The organism is Yersinia sp. 2553 StPb PI, from assembly GCF_052217105.1.
GTDB lineage: Bacteria > Pseudomonadota > Gammaproteobacteria > Enterobacterales > Enterobacteriaceae > Yersinia > Yersinia enterocolitica_E.
Map to the genome: position 1 here is coordinate 3,948,247 of NZ_JAZGPX010000002.1, position 17,212 is coordinate 3,965,458.

Here is a 17,212-nt window from a genome sequence, read left to right on the forward strand (position 1 = left end):
ACGGGGCATGATACTGAAACTCGGTTCAGTCTGCCAATAATTTGGTGATTAAAGCGTCATGCCGCTGTTTCTGGCGGCCTAAACGCAGTCGTTCTGCGCGAATAATGGTTTTCAGATCAGATAAAGCCAGATTGAAATCATCATTTACGATTAAATAATCATATTCAGCGTAATGGGTCATCTCGGCGACAGCTTGCGCCATTCGCTTAGCGATAACCTCTTCGCTATCTTGCCCACGGCCTCGCAAGCGGCGATCCAATTCTTCCTTGGATGGCGGCAAAATAAAAATACTGCGTGCAGTGGGCATTTTTGCGCGAATTTGCTGCGCACCTTGCCAATCAATATCTAAAAATACATCGACACCGGTTGCAAGAACCTGCTCAATCGCCAAACGTGAGGTGCCATAGTAATTTTCAAATACTTTGGCATGCTCAAGGAAAGCATCGTCATCAATCATCTGGCAAAACTCTTCTTTAGAAATGAAGAAGTAATGTTCACCGTGATTCTCACCCGGACGTATTGCACGCGTGGTATGGGAAATAGAAACCTGCGTGTCGTACAGCGGTTGTGTTTTTAACAAAGCCTGAATCAGGCTTGATTTCCCTGCCCCACTGGGCGCGGAAACGATGTATAGCGTGCCTTGGACCATGATGACGTTTCAGTTGATTAGGTTGATATACCCTTCTTACTTGACGTTGCAACGGCGCTAGCAGCCCTCTCTCCAAAAACACTGACTTTAGTCAGCGCATCAGGATTTGCTCGCTTGCTACCTATCCGCAACACCAATTACTTTGGGTGTATATAGAAAGCAGAAGTGTGAATCTCCGCACAGTATACACGGCTGCTACGCGTCATGCAGCGTTACAACACATTTCACCTGAATGTTTCGTCTGTAAACAGCTCGATTTTCTGATTTTGCGGCGAAGATTGCGTAATTTTCATTTGTTGCTGTAAGCAGAAAACTATTTTTCGGTAGCGCCCGCATTTAATTTTTTTGGTCTTCGACGGATAAGACATTTCAGGTTTTACTTCCGGCCACCAAGGAAAGGGACTTATGAGCATGCTGAATTTAAAAATATTTGTTCTGTTGATAGTCAGTTTTATACATTGGTCCTCCAGAGCGGAAGCTATCTGCCCTGAATGGCCGCCAGAAAGAATGTCGGTTGAAATTAACTCACTCAAGAAACAACTGGATAAGTGGAATGTGGCTTACCATCAGCAAGGTATTAGCGTGCATGCCGATGATGTTTACGATCAATTGCAGGAAAAATTGCAGTTATGGCAGTCATGCCATTTATTGCCGGACAAACAGGAAAACAGACTTACTCCTGGTAATGGGAAGTTTCTTCATCCGGTTGCGCATACCGGACTAAAAAAACTTAAAAATGAAGTTGCACTGGCTGATTGGATGGTGGGGCGGAAAAATCTCTGGGTGCAGCCTAAAATAGATGGCGTTGCAGTAACACTGGTGTATCAGGATGGAAAACTGATGCAACTTCTCAGTCGAGGAAATGGTTTGAAAGGCCAGAACTGGACTGACAAAGCACCATTTATTACTGCTATTCCTCAATATATTGCTACCGCTCCTCCCTGGTTAACGCTGCAAGGGGAGCTATTCCTGCAAATGGACGACCATCAACAAGCATCGTCTGGTGGTGCCAATGCCAGGGCGACAGTTGCTGGCGCACTTATGCGTAAGTCTCCAGCGGCATTACTACCCCAATTGGGCATTTTTATATGGGCATGGCCTGATGGACCAAGCAGCATGGTGGAGAAAGGGACACTATTGCAAGCGATGGGCTTCCCCTTGACCGCTAAATACAGCAAACCAATAGTATCAAGTCGCGATGTTGCACACTTTCGCAAACACTGGTTGCAAACACCGCTGCCTTTTGTAACTGATGGCGTTGTTATCCGTCAGGAACAGGAGCCAGCCGGACGCTACTGGCAGGCCGTTCCGGGGCACTGGGTTGTGGCGTGGAAATATCCACCACAGCAGCAACTTGCTGAAATTAAAGATATACATTTCACGATAGGCCGCACTGGTAGAGTGACAGTCGTTTTACAGGTTTCACCAGTAAAAATTGATGACAAATGGATTCGGCGAGTGAATGTTGGCTCGGTCGCGCGTTGGCGGCAGTGGGATATTACATCTGGCGATCAAATCGTTATCGCACTGGCCGGGCATGGTATTCCACGGTTGGATAGTGTTGTTTGGCGGGTAAGCCAACGGCAGACGTTCACTCCTCCAGCAGAGGATCAATTTCATCAATTGAGCTGTTTTCGCCTTATCCCTCCTGAATGTGAGCCGCAACTTCTCTCTCGTTTGACATGGCTTAGTGGCCAAAAAGGACTAGATATACAAAGTGTTAGTAGTGGATATTGGCGAGAGCTGATCCATCATGGGCTGATCAATGATTTGGTGGGGTGGCTATCTCTCACGAAAGACCAAATAGCGGATGTTCCTGGCATAGGGATAGCCCGTGCTGAAAATATTTATCAGCAATTTCAAAGCACAAGGGAAAAACCCTTTTCCCAATGGCTACAGGCATTGGGTTTTGCGCAGGGTACACTTGTCAATTCTCAATGGCGGTCACTACAACAACGCAGTATCGCCGAGTGGAGTTTAATACCGGGTATTGGGCCGATTCGAGCAAAACAGATTACTCATTTCTTACACCACCCAGAGGTGCAAGCTATGGCTGACTTTTTATCGCAACAGAATATTAGCGGGTTCCAACTTGAGGAGTAAACCTTCACGTACCTGACTTAATGCTCTGAATGGTCATATTTGAAGATTGGCAGGCCCAGCCGGAATCGTAATGCTAACAGTCGTGCACTTAGCCCGGTGACGAGTGTAATGATAACAACCCAATTATGTGACAGTTGTGTGTATTGCAGAGCAATGTAGATCCAGGCGGCAGCGAATGAGATACCAGCATAGATTTCTTTCTGGAATACCAAGGGGATACTGTTACAGAACATATCGCGCAGGACGCCGCCAAAAACGCCGGTAATGACGGCCGCAATGGCGGCAATTATCGTACTGTGGCCCATATCAAGAGCGATTTGTGCCCCAATAATAGAGAAAACAATCAGCCCAATTGCATCAAGCACCAAAAACAAATGGCGTAAATGCTTCATTAGTGGTGCCATCCAAGTTGTGACGATTGCAGCAACGGCGACAATAACAATGTATTCCGGGTGTTTAACCCAACCCAGCGGATAATGGCCCAGCAGCATATCTCGGACTGAACCACCACCAATTGCCGTTGCAGATGCAATAATAATGACACCAAACATATCCATTTGACGGCGGCCCGCAGCCAGTGCCCCGGTCATGGCTTCAGCTGTAATACCAATAATATAAAGAACACTGAGTAGCATAATGAATCAAATTTCTTAAGGGCAGTAAAGGCCGCAGAGTAGTGACTAAGGCTGGTTGTCGCGACTGAGATTTTCTAAGTCATATATTTAAGATTACTTTAACTAATCAATTTATTAATTATATATCTAATAAATATAAATAAAAAAAGAATGTATTAATAATTAGGCATGAATAATTGTAGGGTAAAAATAGTAGGTTAAAGCTCTGTGAGAGTACATTAGTACGCTTGTATGATCCTCTTGCGTGATTGCAGAGTCATTCAGGGGATGGTAGTTTTTATCTTTTATTTCAGTGAGATTTGTTCATGGACAATCGTGTTAATCCGTTGCGTTATCGTGGGGCATTGTTTGCCGGTATGGTTGCTATCGGGGTATTACTGGGCGGTTGTGTTGATAACGCTGGTCATGCAAACACTGTAGCGGTGAAAGTTGTACCTCCGACCTGTATTAAAGGTGAGTCAATGACACAAACCACACTCTACTTCGGTTTGAATCGGCCTCATGGCCCCGCTATTTCTATCACTGAATGGCAGTCTTTTGTCGATAATGATGTGACTAGCCGCTTCGATGAAGGCTTGACCGTAATTGATGCCAAGGGGCAATGGTTGGGAAATGATGGGAAAGTTGCCAAAGAAAGCAGTAAGGCATTAGTCCTTATTCATAAAGATGGCAAAGAATACGCCATTGAAGCTCTACGCTCCCGCTATAAACAGCAGTTTTCACAAGAATCTGTCATGCGAGTTGATACTACTGTGTGCGTAGATTTCTAACATTCATTTCAAGCCTTTTATCTCCAATTTACGAGAGATAAAAGGCTGATAGCCCTATTTTTGGCTTAGAATGAAAGCTTGCCTTATTACAAAATAAGTCCTGCAACGGCGGCAGAAAGTAAACTGACCAAGGTTGAACCATAGACTAATTTTAATCCGAATCGTGAAACGATATTCCCTTGTTGCTCATTCAGCCCTTTGATGGCACCAGCAACAATACCAATTGAGGCAAAGTTAGCAAAAGATACTAAAAAGACAGAAAGAATGCCTAAGCCACGTGGAGACATTTCGGCTGCTACTTTCTTTAATTCAATCATGGCAACGAACTCATTTGCCACCAGTTTGGTAGCCATAATACTCCCCGCCTGTAACGCATCCTGAGTAGGAATGCCAATCAGCAGAGCAAGCGGATAAAATAGATATCCCAGCACTTCTTGGAAACTGATGTTGAATAAGCTACTAAATAAAGCATTAATAGCAGAAATTATGGCAATAAACCCGATTAACATCGCGGCTATAATCATAGCGATTTTAAAACCAGCCAGAATATATTCCCCCAACATCTCAAAAAAACTTTGGTCTTCATGAAGTTTGTTTAGCTTTAATTCGGGTTCTTCAGTAACAGGGTAAGGATTAATAATAGAAAGAACAATAAAAGTACTAAACATATTCAATATTAATGCAGTTACTACAAATTTTGGCTCAAGCATAGTCATATAAGCGCTTACAATCGACATGGACACTGTTGACATCGCCGTTGCTGCCATGGTGTACATTCTACGTGGTGATATATCAGCAATAATCCCTTTGTAAGCAATAAAATTCTCTGATTGTCCTAAAATCAATGTACTTACGGCATTGAAAGACTCCAGTTTCCCCATGCCATTTACTTTGGATAACAACGTGCCCACCACCCGTATGATGAGTGGCAATATACGAAAGTGCTGTAAAATCCCAATCAGTGCCGAAACGAAAATGATCGGGCAAAGAACGTTCATGAATATAAATGCTAAGCCTTGTTCGTTCATTCCCCCAAAAACAAAACTAGTACCGACTGAGGAAAATTTCATCAGTGTTTCGAATAATCCAGCAAAATACTTTATCGCACCCAGGCCATTTTCTGAGTGTAAAAAGAAATAAGCCAGTGCAATTTCTAAAACCAATAACTGAAAAATATAGCGCAGTCTAATATTTTTTCGGTCACGACTGGCTAACAACGCCAGTATTGCAATAGTCATCAACGCTAAAAGAAAGTGCAGAATTTGCAGCATAAAAAATCCGTCAGGGATAAAGTTCAGCCAGTATTTTATCCATAACGGCAGGCTTTTTTCATCTGAAATTCTACCGCCTTGGCAATATATATTCTATTTAGCGCCTTAACACAGCTCTAAACATGCGTATTGTTAAAATTTTTACTGCTTTTCTCATCATTTATCCATTGAGTGACTCACTATTTATCTGCCAGCTTAAGTTGCCATCACTCCGGCAAGTTTAGCGCGTCCTCAAGGAGGATCCGGCAGAAATAGCACTATTTGTGTTTAACTAACTCATTGGATGGAATATGAATATGATTAATCTTCCTAGCTGCCGCCCTTTTACTGAGGCTGGCCACTTATCTCAAATATCGGCCTATTACGAAGAAGAGCGTAATACCATGTGGATGTTGTTGCGCGCTCATCCGCGCCCTTGTTTTAATCTGGAGTTAATTGAAAATATTATGACACTCGCGCAAGCTGCTAAAGAATCAAAGTTACCTTTTGATTTTTGGGTGACGGGTTCGGTGGTGCCCAATATGTTTAATGTAGGGGGGGACTTAAACTTTTTCGCGCATATGATCAAAAACCGCAAACGAGAAGCGTTAATGGCATATGCGCGTGCATGCGTAGATTGTGTTCATGCGGCTTCCCGTGGCTTTGATACTGGTGCTATCTCTATTGCGATGATTGAGGGCAGCGCGTTAGGTGGCGGCTTTGAGGCAGCATTAGCCCATCATTTTGTTCTGGCACAAACTACAGCCAGAATGGGATTCCCAGAAATTGCATTTAATCTATTTCCTGGCATGGGGGGGTATTCGCTTGTTGCCAGAAAAGCAGGAATGAGGGTAGCTGAACAATTGATTTGGACGGGTGAGTCTCATGCAGCGGAATGGTATGAGAGTCGTGGCTTAGTTGATAAGTTATTTCAGCCGGGAGATGCTTATCTTGCTACTCGCACCTTTATAGATACGATCAGGCCGAAGTTAAATGGTATGAGAGCGATGATTAGGGTCCGGCAACGTGTTTTACAATTAACTCGTTCAGAACTGATGGATATCACTGAGGATTGGGTTGATTCTGCATTTTCTATTGAGCCGAAAGATATTGCCTATATCGAACGGTTGGTTACGTTACAAGACCGGCATACTTCGGCAATGCCAAAAGCAATATAACGTTATGCACCTAATCCAATGAAAGGTGAGGGTGTTGTGTTACCAGCCAATGCTCCAGTTCATCTGCGGGCATTGGTTTGGCGTAAAGAAATCCCTGCTTTTCATCAATGCCAATAGAATCTAGGAATTCTTCTTCCCCTTTAGTTTCCACACCTTCTGCAATCACCCGCATTTTAAGTGCCTCAGCGACAACGATAATGGCTTTAACCAGAGATTGTGAAATAGGATTATTATCAATATTACGAACAAAACTTTGATCCAATTTAATGGCATCAATAGGGATACGGGCCAATTGAGAAAGTGAAGAATAGCCAGTGCCGAAGTCATCCAAATGAACCTGAGCACCCAAGTGACGTAGTTGTTTCATGATATTGATAGCTGCATCTTCATCATCAATTAAGCAACTTTCGGTTAATTCAACATCAACCAAACTTGATTCTAATTCGCTGGATTCAAGAGACTCAATAAAACTGGTTACGATAGCTTCATCAATTAATTGCCTGGCTGACACATTGACTGCCACCCGCAAGTTAATTCCACGTTTTTTCCAATTTACCGCTTGTTGCATTGAGGTTTGCAGTACCCATTTTCCCAATGGTCCGATCAACCCGGATTCTTCGGCATAGGAGATAAATTCAAGTGGGGCGATTAAACCACGCTCAGGTGATAACCATCGGACTAATGCTTCGACACTATGAACTTTACCCGTTTTGGCAGATATCTTGGGTTGGTAAAAAACTTGTAATTGATGTTGTTCTAAACCCTTACGTAAATTGGTATCTAGCCAGACGTATTCAGATACTTTCTTATTCATCTCTTGTGAAAAAATCGAATAGGTCTGTTTTCCATGTTCTTTTGCGGTGTACATGGCAGTATCTGCGCTACGGATAATATTCTCTAGTGTATCGCCATGTTCAGGGCACAGTGCTATCCCGATAGAGCACCCAGTATATACTTCAATCAATCCTACTCGGAAGGGCAATTTCATGCGGTTGAGAATACGCTGTGTAGTTGCCTCCAATAAGCTCATCGAGGCATTCTCGACCAGAACAATAAACTCATCACCGCCTAACCGGGCAAGCATTTCACTTTCACCCAAACAACTTAAAATGGCGAGTGAGACATCTTTCAGTAAGCGATCACCAAACATATGACCGTAATGGTCGTTCACTTTTTTAAAATTATCGAGATCGAGGTAAATAATCCCCACCGAAGAATCACCACGAGTTAGGATCGCGCTATTAATACGTTCATGAATAGCGTGGCGATTAGGCAGGCCAGTAATCATGTCGGTATTAGCCAAAATCCGCAAACGCTCTTGAGCACGCCTTTCTTTAGTAATATCGGTACCAGAACAGATAAGGTAACGCTCGTTTTTGCCACTGCCACTGTGAACAAACTTATTGCGGAATAAAAAGAGACGTTTTCCTTTTACGGTATTAACCCAACGCTCAACTTCGTAAGATGCACCGCGCTGGAAGAAGCCCTCAATATTTTTACGTGATGAGGCTCCCTCTTTGGCTGTCATAAACAAGTCGTAAACATTTTTACCAATGACATCTTGTTCTTTTTTACCGGTATATTCTTCGCTAAGGTGATTGAAACGCTGTACATAACCATCTTTATCGAGAATCACAATGACTGAGTTAGCTTCAGAAACCACTTGTTCTGCAAAGGAAAGCCCCATTACTAAATCGCGCGCTACTGATTCAGTATCCGCGTACGCGGAAGCCGTTCCGCCCCATTCTTTGTCATTAACTTTACGGCCCACCAGATGTAAATGAAGTGGATTACCATAAATCTCGATTTCAATATCTAAACTGGCAGTAATGCCGGTTAAGCCCCGAATTTTCATTGTTTGAACTGAATTAAGGGGAATAGCAATATTTGTAGTCCCTTTAATCGCTGACAACTCTAAAGCTTGACTATCAAAAGCCAGTCGCCAAAAAGGGCTATGGGTACCAAAATAGGTATCAAGGATCGATGTGTTTTGGTCTTCGAACATACGCGATCCCCTAAAAGTGTATATGTGTCTTTTACTTACCTTAGCCAGAAAATTTAAGCAACGCTATTTCTGGCTTACCCTGTGATGGTGGTAATTCTGGCCCTTATAAAACGACCCTGTCTAGACCGACCAACCAATAAAGTATATGTGTAATTTCTTCATACCTGATATTAGATAGTAGTCATAAACATATTAAATGCCCTTTCTGCTCTCAAATTGTGGCATAAGAAGAAAGGTAAGCATGGAAAAAATAAAAAAACATCATATTTTTTATATTGTTACATTGATTTGTACAAAATATTTTAATTGATAAAATAATGAAGAAGAGCCGCTTGTTCGAGGGAGAGAAGTGTGACTTTGGGCGGGTTAACATCACTACAACAGCAAAATGGTGAGCAATTAGGGTATTCCATTTCAAATGAAGTAAGAATACCCAAATCCCAATTATGGTTTTTCTGCGATTCTTTTCAGATATTCATTGTTTTTGAATGCGATCATGATCATTTCAAAACAGATTCGAGAAGTAAGGCCACCAGCAAGGATGCTAAAAAAGCCGCCGATGACGCTGGTATTTATCATTACAAATACGCCGGAAATAATGATGAGCACCAGTAAAAGCCAATATAAACCAGTAAGAATTTTTGGTGTTAGCAAAGCATCGAAAAAAAGTACATTCTTAAGCATTACGAAATCCTTCTTATTTGAGCGTTAAAATTCCAGCAGGGATTATGCATTAGCTTTAAACCTCTTGCCATACACAAACACTTACAAATATTATGGAATTATAATAATCAGATGATTCTCGTTATTACTGCTCAAATTGGGCACTTTAATTACTAAAAGTTCAGTATCATGCCAACGCCGACTTCTTCAATATTAACTGTATTAGCTAGGGCTATTTTGGCTTTAAGATCAGTACAGTGGCAGGGATAAACTGCTTTAGCATTGAGTTGTTTAAAATAGTCAGATGTTCTGGATAGAATCTCACTACTGGCATTTAATAAATGAAAGCCGCCAATAACTGCACGCACACGTTTATCGTTGGTAACTTTAATAGCATAATCGATAATATTGCAGATACCAGAGTGAGAGCAGCCTGTGATTATTACGATACCTTCAGGGCTGGTATAAACCATTGCACTATCATCGGTAACAAAATCTTCAACTTTATGGCCGCAGCAATCGACAGTTTCGCCAATAGGCTCTAGCCCTTCGAAATCGTTGTTACGCGCAATCTCCCCTAAAAAGAGTAAATTATCGGTAAGGTAATATACCCCAGGCTGTTCGACCCGTTCGAAAAGCATCGGATAACCATCCGCCGGTAAATTAGCCCCTATAGATTTATCTTCATAGTATTTCGGCAGAAAAGCATTGGGATGAGCAACAATCTTTATTTTCTTGGCATATTGATGGTTTACCCGATCAAGATGCTGTGCAAGGTGGTTTAGCCCCCAGCTATGGTCGTTATGCCCATGAGAAAGGACAATACTGTCTATCTCAGTCAGGTTAATGCCTAAAATGGCCGCATTACTCAGAAAAACATCGGAGTAACCGGTATCAAAAAGAAATGATTTTTCGTCAATTCGTAAGTGATAGCAGACACCAGGTTCGGCGGTAAGGTACTTATCTATCAAGGTATTATTATCAACTAATACGGTTAACTGCATGTTTTCTCCTTACCTACATACTCTACACTGACATGAGTATTATTTGCGACTATCGTTAAGCGATTAATCAGTAACTGATTATATTTATTCAACATACACCTGATGGCTAGGGAAAAAAGTGCTCACCTCGCGTTGTTTGGAACAAATACGGTCTTGTTTCATCCTTCTACGGTCAGTGATAATTACGCTTGTCTCTGAGGTGAAAATTTGAGGTATAGATGATAAGAAAGGCGACACTTGCGGATATATCCCGTTTGGTTGAGGTTTGGGAACTCGCAGTAAGAGAAACACATTTATTCTTAACCGAAACTGATATTCAGTTTTATTTGCCACAGGTGCGGGATATCTATTTACCTGCTCTGGAGGTGTGGTTATTTGAAAATAGTACCGAGATCGTAGGATTTATCGGCCTGGATAGTAACAAAGTAGAAACGTTGTTTATTGATCCCGCTTATCACGGTAAAGGTATTGGTAAAGCGTTGCTGGTTCATGCTCAGCATTTAAAGGGAAAGTTGCGTGTGGATGTGAATGAGCAAAATCCAGCGGCATTAACTTTTTATCTAAAATGCGGATTTATAAAAATCGGTCGCTCAGAATTGGATGGCGAGGGGAAACCTTTCCCATTGATTCACCTGACTCAGACTGAATAGTAACCTAGGACGGGTGATACTAAGCATGAGCTGTGGTTAGTGTATATCACAAACCATTAAATAACCTTTTCACCACTACGGCGCTACTCTCTTTGCAAGCAATTCCCATCGGTTCATCGTGAGTTGCAGAGTTCAGAACTTCTGAAGTATTGGCTCTGGCTTGGATTGAGGCATATGTACGCATGTTGTTACTTCTTAAATTTACATTTCCATTGCTGAAAATTCAATCAACCCAAGGGGGAATATATGGTTGTAGAAAGTATTCGACCATAAAAATTTATAGCGCTAAAAAAGCCCGTAGTGACACGGGCTTGAGGTGTACTTCGAGGGGCAGTGAGACTTAGTGAGTGCTAGCGTGATAACTTACTCAATATTCTGAATCTGCTCGCGCATTTGCTCGATTAGTACTTTCAGTTCGATAGCGGAGTTGGTCACGTCGGCATTGATAGACTTTGATGCCAGCGTATTCGATTCGCGGTTAAATTCTTGCATCATAAAATCAAGGCGACGGCCTACCGCTTCTTTCTTCTTCAGAATATTGTGCGTTTCTTTAACGTGCGCTTCCAGGCGATCTAGCTCTTCGGCAACATCGACACGTTGCGCCATCAGCACCAATTCCTGCTCCAGACGGGTATTTTCCAGTTGGACTTGCGCTTCTTCCAGCTTATTGAGCAAGCGTTCACGTTGCCACTGCAAGATATTTGGCATATGCGCACGGACTTTAATCACTTCCGCACTAACACCATCAAGGCGCTGTTCGATAAGGGTTTTCAGTGCCGCACCTTCTGTTTCGCGGGAAACGATAAAGTCATCCAGCACGATATCCAATGCTTGCATTAGCTCGGTACTGATTGCGTCCAGATCCTGCTCTTCAGCGGCCATGACACCCGGCCAGCGCAGAATATCCACCGGATTTATCTCGCCTTCATCACTTTGCATTTTGACCCAGTTACCGGCCTCAACTAACTGCTTTGCCAGTTTTTCATTAAGGATCAGAGAGCTTTGTGCGTTAGCATCCAGTTCAAAACGCAGGTTGCACTCAATTTTGCCGCGCGTTAAGCGGCCACGGATGCGTTCGCGGATAACTGGTTCCAGACTGCGAAATTGTTCAGGTAAGCGAATATAGGTTTCTAAATAGCGTTGGTTAACGGAACGCAGCTCCCAGGCTGCGCTACCCCATTCACCCTTAATGTCACGCCGAGCGTAAGCGGTCATGCTGCGGATCATTGTTGCGTACCCGTTTTAAAGAAAAGATGCAGCGATTATAGCCTCCGAGGCGCAGGCAGGATAGGCATTACATCACTAAGGCCGTATAATGCGCGACCAATATCGATTTAAAGCCGGAGAAAGCCCATGCGTCCAGCAGACCGAGCAGCACAACAAGTCCGCCCACTCACCCTGACCCGTAATTACACGAAACACGCTGAAGGTTCAGTATTGGTTGAGTTTGGCGATACCAAAGTATTGTGTACCGCCACGGTCGAAGAGGGTGTTCCGCGCTTTCTCAAAGGCCAAGGGCAGGGCTGGATAACTGCTGAATATGGCATGTTGCCGCGTGCTACTCATAGCCGTAATGCCCGTGAAGCCGCGAAAGGTAAACAAGGTGGCCGTACTTTAGAGATTCAACGCCTGATTGCCCGTTCTTTACGTGCTGCGGTTGATTTGAAAAAATTAGGTGAGTTCACTATCACCTTAGACTGCGATGTGTTGCAGGCTGATGGTGGTACCCGTACTGCTTCAATCAGTGGTGCTTGTGTGGCTCTGGCCGATGCACTGAATAAACTGGTCGCGGCGGGTAAATTGAAAGCGAACCCAATGAAAGGTCTGGTTGCTGCGGTTTCTGTCGGTATCGTTAAAGGCGAGGCCCTTTGCGATCTGGAATATGTAGAAGATTCTGCCGCAGAAACGGATATGAATGTGGTGATGATGGAAGATGGCCGGATGATTGAGGTGCAGGGCACCGCAGAAGGCGAACCATTCAGTCACGAAGAACTCTTGTCGTTGCTGGCTCTGGCCCGTGGGGGAATAGAGACTATTTTCCAGGCGCAGAAAGCAGTGTTAGCACAATAATTGATTAAGGCGACTTGCTAGTCGCCTTTTTTTTGCCTGCAATTTAGATATCGAGTCAGTTAATAAAGCAGTTAACAAGAACAGTCACAATCTGGAGAGGAGAAGTACCCATGAAAGCCTATCAGCGCGATTTTATCGAGTTTGCGCTTAACAAGCAGGTGTTGAAGTTTGGCGAATTTACCCTGAAGTCTGGGCGGATTAGCCCCTATTTCTTTAATGCCGGATTGTTTAATACCGGGCTGGATCTGGCAAAACTCGGGCGTTTTTATGCCGCTGCCTTAGTAGATTGTGGTGTGGAGTTCGATCTGTTGTTCGGGCCAGCATACAAAGGTATCCCAATTGCGACGACGACGGCTGTTGCATTGGCAGAGCATCATGAACGCGATGTGCCTTACTGTTTTAACCGTAAAGAAGCGAAAAATCACGGGGAAGGCGGCAGTCTGGTAGGTAGCCCGTTACAAGGCCGAGTCATGCTGGTGGATGATGTAATAACCGCTGGTACTGCTATTCGTGAATCAATGGAGATTATCAATGCACAGGGCGCGACCCTGGCTGGCGTAATGATTTCATTGGACCGTCAGGAACGTGGCCGTGGTGAGATTTCAGCGATTCAGGAAGTTGAACGTGATTATCACTGCAAAGTGATTGCGATTGTGACGTTGAGTGATGTGATAAGTTATCTGGAAGAAAAACCAGAAATGGCTGATCATCTGGCCGCGGTGCGTGAATATCGCAAGGAATACGGTATCTAGCCACTCTATTGCTAAGCCAGCAAAAAGGGCCATCAGGCCCTTTTTTTATAGGTTTTGTGACTGCCGCGACTGAGCTTATTGCAACTGCGCCACAATCAGTGGCCAGCGGGCGTCAAACTCTTGTGTTGGCCGGTAGCGGAATTCTGAACGGACAAAGCGCGAAAGCATCCCTTCACAAAATGCCAGTAGTTGAGTCGCCAATAGCGCTTCATCATGTATAAAACCTTGCCCATCACGCAGTTTTTTCTCGCGCAAAACTTGACGCAATTGCACTTCAATACGTTCAAATAGTTGATTAATCCGCCCTTGCAGACGATCTTGTTCAAACATCAGTGCATGCCCGGTCATGATTCGGGTCAGGCCGGGGTTGCGTTCTGCAAACCCTAATACCAGTAGCAGGATTAGCCGGAGGCGATTAAACGTCTCTTTTTCATCTTGCAGAATCAAATTAATGCGGGACATCAGACTATCTTCAATAAACTCGATCAGGCTATCGAACATCCGCGTTTTACTGGGGAAATGTCGATAAAGCGCTGCTTCAGAAACCCCCACATTGGCGGCAAGTTTAGCGGTAGTAATGCGTTGGCTACCATCACTGGATTCCAGCATCTGCGCTAAAGCCTGCAAAATTTCCTCGCGCCTGTTCCTTTTCGTATTCTGTTTTTCTGCCATGTCCGAGTAGACCCTTGCTAAAAATGACTTAATAACAAAAACCCAAATATCGGCCGCACTGGGTACCAAGCCCCGGCGGCTTATGTGATAGCTTTTTTACGATATTGAGGTCTAGGGTAGGTTATTGGCGCCCAGAATGACCAAAACCACCGGTACCACGTTCACTTTGGTCAAAATCCTCAACCAAATTGAATTCTGCTTGTACTACGGGAACAAATACCATCTGAGCGATGCGTTCACCGGGTTCGATGGTAAAAGCCTGTTGACCACGGTTCCAGACTGACACCATCAATTGCCCTTGATAATCGGAATCAATCAGCCCCACCAGATTACCTAATACCACGCCATGCTTATGCCCCAAACCGGAGCGCGGCAGAATGACGGCGGCTAAAGCACTATCACCGATGTGTATGGCTAAGCCGGTAGGTAACAATGTGGTTTGCCCCGGCAGTAAATCAACTGCCTCGTCCAGACAGGCACGTAAATCCAGCCCGGCAGAACCTTCTGTAGCATAGGTTGGTAAAGGAAATTCATTGCCAACACGTGGGTCCAGAATTTTAATGTCGATTTTTTTCATCATAACGGCTGACAATCTCGTCTATTAAACGCTGACTGAGGAGGTGTTTATCGCTGAGCGGTAAACGTTTCTCTCCAGCCAGCCAAAAAAGGTGCAAGGCATTGGTATCACTGTTAAAACCATGCTCTGCGAGCGATACATCATTAGCGCAAATCAGATCCAGCTTCTTTCGCACTAGTTTTTGTCGCGCGTATTCTTCCACATTCTGGGTTTCGGCAGCAAATCCAACCACAAATGGTCGATTTTTAGCCATCGAAGCCACGCCAGCAACAATATCCGGGTTTTTCAACAACTTAAGGGTGATTTCATCACCCTGTTTTTTTATTTTCTCATCAGAAACTTGCTCTGCACGGTAATCTGCTACCGCAGCACAAGAAATAAAAATATTCTGCTGGGCTACGGTGTTCTGCACGACCTGCTGCATCTCAAGAGCACTGACAACATCAATGCGATTAACACCCGTCGGCGTGGAGAGATTCACCGGGCCTGCAATCAGCGTGACTTTAGCGCCTCTCGCGGCGGCGGCCTGAGCAATTGCGAAGCCCATCTTGCCCGAACTTTGATTACTGATAAAGCGCACCGGATCAAGTGCTTCACGGGTTGGCCCTGCGGTAATCATGACACTCAAATGTTGCAGGTCTTGTTTTGCAGAAAAATGACTGTCTGCCAGTGCGACGATTTCCAGCGGGTCCAGCATTCTTCCCGGCCCCACATCACCACAAGCCTGGCTGCCGCTGTCCGGCCCCCACAGCAACATTCCGCGATTAGCGAGAGTCTGCAAGTTCGCTTGGGTGGCCGTAGCACGGTACATCTGTTGATTCATGGCCGGAACAGCCGCAATAGGGGCTGCCGTGGCCAGGCAAACCGTGGTCAGTAGGTCATTTGCCATCCCCGCAGCAACCCGGGCCAGCAAATCAGCCGTAGCCGGAGCCATGATGACCAGATCAGCCCATTTACCTAACTCAATATGGCCCATGGCGGCTTCTGCCGCCGGATCGAGTAAATCATCTGAGACGGGATAGCCCGAGACTGCCTGCAACGTGAGCGGCGTAATGAACGCTTTGGCGGCGGTCGTCATCACCACACGCACTTCTGCGCCCCTGTCGCGCAAGCGGCGTACCAGCTCAGGAGATTTATACGCGGCAATACCTCCGCTAATCCCGAGCACAATATGTTTGCCGGAAAGTCCCGTCATCATGATTGTCCGAATGAAAGCTGTAAGAGGCAATATTTTAGCATAACCACTGAGTAGATTAGCTATCGGGCTGTCGCTTGATGTCATCAATCATCAAATTTGCGAAGCGTTTCGCATGCACTTAATCATGAGTTCGCCAGGCAGAAAGCCTTCTGTCATGCTGCATGTGCTGTTCTGGGATTACAGGAGCCAAAGGATGGATGAATGGTATGGGCAGATAGCCCCAAGGGAGAAATTACTGAAATACGGTGCAGCCATGCTGACCGATGCCGAGTTACTCGCTATTTTTCTGCGTACCGGTATTCCGGGAGTACACGTAATGCAGATGGCTGAATATCTGATTGAAGAGTTTGGCTCACTTCATGGGCTGATGTCGGCGGATTATCAGACGTTATGTGCTCAAAAAGGGATTGGTGCATCTAAATACAGCCAAATTCAAGCTATTGCAGAACTAGCCTGCCGTTGTTTTTCATCCCACCTGATGCGGGAAAGTGTTCTGCAAAATCCCGAAATTACCCAAAAGTTTCTACAAAATATTCTTTCCCACCGCGAACGAGAGATTTTTTTAGTCATGTTTTTGGATAACCAGCATCGTGTTATTCGCCATGAGGAGATGTTTACTGGTACCATTAGCAGCGTTGAGGTCCATCCGAGAGAAATTGTGCGTGAAGCGCTGAAGGTTAATGCCGCCGCGCTGATTCTGGCGCATAATCACCCCTCGGGTAAGGCTGAACCGAGCCAAGCCGACCGTTTGATTACTACGCAGGTGATAAAAGCCTGCTCATTATTAGATATTCGTGTGCTCGATCATTTAGTGGTTGGCCGGGGTGAATGTGTCTCATTTGCTGAACGGGGATGGCTTTAGAGCAATAATAATTGATCCTTTCAGGATCTTTAGCTGTTCGGGACTTGAGCACTTACGCTTCAGAGCGTATACTACGCCACCTTTGAGAATCTTGGGTTTGGCGTGAAGAGCCTATCTCAGCAGGTTTATAGCCTGGTGGCAGGGGTTTCTGACCTGATGACAGTGAGTCTTCTC

General features: G+C 44.6%; 18 protein-coding genes. 7 read left to right on the forward strand and 11 right to left on the reverse strand.

The annotated features are described in order from the left end of the window. Positions 1 to 25: 25 nt before the first annotated feature. The gene (gene gmk / locus V2A84_RS19485; RefSeq protein ID WP_005191120.1) at positions 26 to 649 is read right to left on the reverse strand and encodes a guanylate kinase; all 624 of its coding nucleotides are present in this window, start codon (positions 647 to 649) and stop codon (positions 26 to 28) included. Between the two features lie 405 nt (positions 650 to 1,054). Between gmk and ligB the strand changes: the two genes are divergently transcribed. Then, entirely contained in the window at positions 1,055 to 2,752 is a 1,698-nt protein-coding gene (gene ligB, locus V2A84_RS19490; RefSeq protein ID WP_372569801.1) for an NAD-dependent DNA ligase LigB, read from the forward strand. A gap of 17 nt (positions 2,753 to 2,769) precedes the next feature. On the opposite strand, the gene V2A84_RS19495 is transcribed toward ligB, so the two are convergent. Beyond that, positions 2,770 to 3,387 (reverse strand): trimeric intracellular cation channel family protein, encoded by a 618-nt coding sequence (locus V2A84_RS19495; protein ID WP_083161663.1) that lies wholly within the window; start codon positions 3,385 to 3,387, stop codon positions 2,770 to 2,772. 305 nt (positions 3,388 to 3,692) lie between these two features. Here V2A84_RS19495 and V2A84_RS19500 point away from each other — a divergent pair, with 305 nt between their 5' ends. Next, positions 3,693 to 4,157: a DUF3574 domain-containing protein gene (locus V2A84_RS19500; protein ID WP_083161666.1), complete on the forward strand. Its 465-nt coding sequence runs from the start codon at positions 3,693 to 3,695 to the stop codon at positions 4,155 to 4,157. Between the two features lie 86 nt (positions 4,158 to 4,243). On the opposite strand, the gene V2A84_RS19505 is transcribed toward V2A84_RS19500, so the two are convergent. Continuing rightward, positions 4,244 to 5,428, reverse strand: a complete 1,185-nt coding sequence (locus V2A84_RS19505; RefSeq protein WP_442849024.1) for a NupC/NupG family nucleoside CNT transporter — start codon at positions 5,426 to 5,428, stop codon at positions 4,244 to 4,246. A 290-nt stretch (positions 5,429 to 5,718) separates the two neighbouring features. Here V2A84_RS19505 and V2A84_RS19510 point away from each other — a divergent pair, with 290 nt between their 5' ends. Then, positions 5,719 to 6,585, forward strand: coding sequence for a crotonase/enoyl-CoA hydratase family protein (locus V2A84_RS19510; protein WP_102970503.1), 867 nt, complete (start codon positions 5,719 to 5,721; stop codon positions 6,583 to 6,585). A 10-nt stretch (positions 6,586 to 6,595) separates the two neighbouring features. On the opposite strand, the gene pdeR is transcribed toward V2A84_RS19510, so the two are convergent. The 3 genes from pdeR to V2A84_RS19525 all read right to left on the reverse strand — a co-directional run bounded on the left by pdeR (position 6,596) and on the right by V2A84_RS19525 (position 10,257). After that, the gene (gene pdeR / locus V2A84_RS19515) at positions 6,596 to 8,590 is read right to left on the reverse strand and encodes a cyclic di-GMP phosphodiesterase (protein WP_083161670.1); all 1,995 of its coding nucleotides are present in this window, start codon (positions 8,588 to 8,590) and stop codon (positions 6,596 to 6,598) included. Positions 8,591 to 9,034: 444 nt separating this feature from the next. Beyond that, complete coding sequence (locus tag V2A84_RS19520; RefSeq protein WP_083161672.1) at positions 9,035 to 9,274, reverse strand: DUF4282 domain-containing protein; 240 nt, start codon at positions 9,272 to 9,274, stop codon at positions 9,035 to 9,037. A gap of 152 nt (positions 9,275 to 9,426) precedes the next feature. After that, the gene (locus V2A84_RS19525) at positions 9,427 to 10,257 is read right to left on the reverse strand and encodes an MBL fold metallo-hydrolase (RefSeq protein ID WP_083161674.1); all 831 of its coding nucleotides are present in this window, start codon (positions 10,255 to 10,257) and stop codon (positions 9,427 to 9,429) included. Positions 10,258 to 10,475: 218 nt separating this feature from the next. On the opposite strand from V2A84_RS19525, the gene V2A84_RS19530 reads away from it, so the two are divergent. Next, positions 10,476 to 10,907 carry a GNAT family N-acetyltransferase gene (locus V2A84_RS19530; protein WP_083161676.1) on the forward strand — a complete coding sequence of 144 codons (432 nt, stop codon included), beginning with the start codon at positions 10,476 to 10,478 and terminating at the stop codon, positions 10,905 to 10,907. 46 nt (positions 10,908 to 10,953) lie between these two features. Here V2A84_RS19530 and V2A84_RS19535 read toward each other — a convergent pair whose 3' ends face one another. Both V2A84_RS19535 and V2A84_RS19540 read right to left on the reverse strand, forming a co-directional pair. After that, a complete protein-coding gene (locus V2A84_RS19535; RefSeq protein WP_193784755.1) occupies positions 10,954 to 11,091 on the reverse strand; it encodes a hypothetical protein in 138 nt (45 codons plus the stop codon). Positions 11,092 to 11,270: 179 nt separating this feature from the next. Beyond that, positions 11,271 to 12,134: a YicC/YloC family endoribonuclease gene (locus tag V2A84_RS19540; RefSeq protein ID WP_005191086.1), complete on the reverse strand. Its 864-nt coding sequence runs from the start codon at positions 12,132 to 12,134 to the stop codon at positions 11,271 to 11,273. Positions 12,135 to 12,260: 126 nt separating this feature from the next. Between V2A84_RS19540 and rph the strand changes: the two genes are divergently transcribed. Then, positions 12,261 to 12,977: a ribonuclease PH gene (gene rph / locus V2A84_RS19545; protein WP_083161705.1), complete on the forward strand. Its 717-nt coding sequence runs from the start codon at positions 12,261 to 12,263 to the stop codon at positions 12,975 to 12,977. A 110-nt stretch (positions 12,978 to 13,087) separates the two neighbouring features. Next, complete coding sequence (gene pyrE / locus V2A84_RS19550) at positions 13,088 to 13,729, forward strand: orotate phosphoribosyltransferase (RefSeq protein ID WP_083161707.1); 642 nt, start codon at positions 13,088 to 13,090, stop codon at positions 13,727 to 13,729. A gap of 75 nt (positions 13,730 to 13,804) precedes the next feature. Here pyrE and slmA read toward each other — a convergent pair whose 3' ends face one another. The 3 genes from slmA to coaBC form a co-directional block, all read right to left on the reverse strand. Continuing rightward, the gene (gene slmA, locus V2A84_RS19555; RefSeq protein WP_005191076.1) at positions 13,805 to 14,401 is read right to left on the reverse strand and encodes a nucleoid occlusion factor SlmA; all 597 of its coding nucleotides are present in this window, start codon (positions 14,399 to 14,401) and stop codon (positions 13,805 to 13,807) included. A 121-nt stretch (positions 14,402 to 14,522) separates the two neighbouring features. Then, a complete protein-coding gene (gene dut, locus V2A84_RS19560; RefSeq protein WP_042568893.1) occupies positions 14,523 to 14,981 on the reverse strand; it encodes a dUTP diphosphatase in 459 nt (152 codons plus the stop codon). Then, positions 14,959 to 16,176 carry a bifunctional phosphopantothenoylcysteine decarboxylase/phosphopantothenate--cysteine ligase CoaBC gene (gene coaBC, locus V2A84_RS19565; RefSeq protein WP_442849025.1) on the reverse strand — a complete coding sequence of 406 codons (1,218 nt, stop codon included), beginning with the start codon at positions 16,174 to 16,176 and terminating at the stop codon, positions 14,959 to 14,961. The genes dut and coaBC overlap by 23 nt, the downstream gene beginning before the upstream one ends. Before the next feature lie 193 nt (positions 16,177 to 16,369). On the opposite strand from coaBC, the gene radC reads away from it, so the two are divergent. Continuing rightward, the gene (gene radC, locus V2A84_RS19570) at positions 16,370 to 17,038 is read left to right on the forward strand and encodes a RadC family protein (RefSeq protein WP_083161712.1); all 669 of its coding nucleotides are present in this window, start codon (positions 16,370 to 16,372) and stop codon (positions 17,036 to 17,038) included. Positions 17,039 to 17,212: the final 174 nt, after the last annotated feature.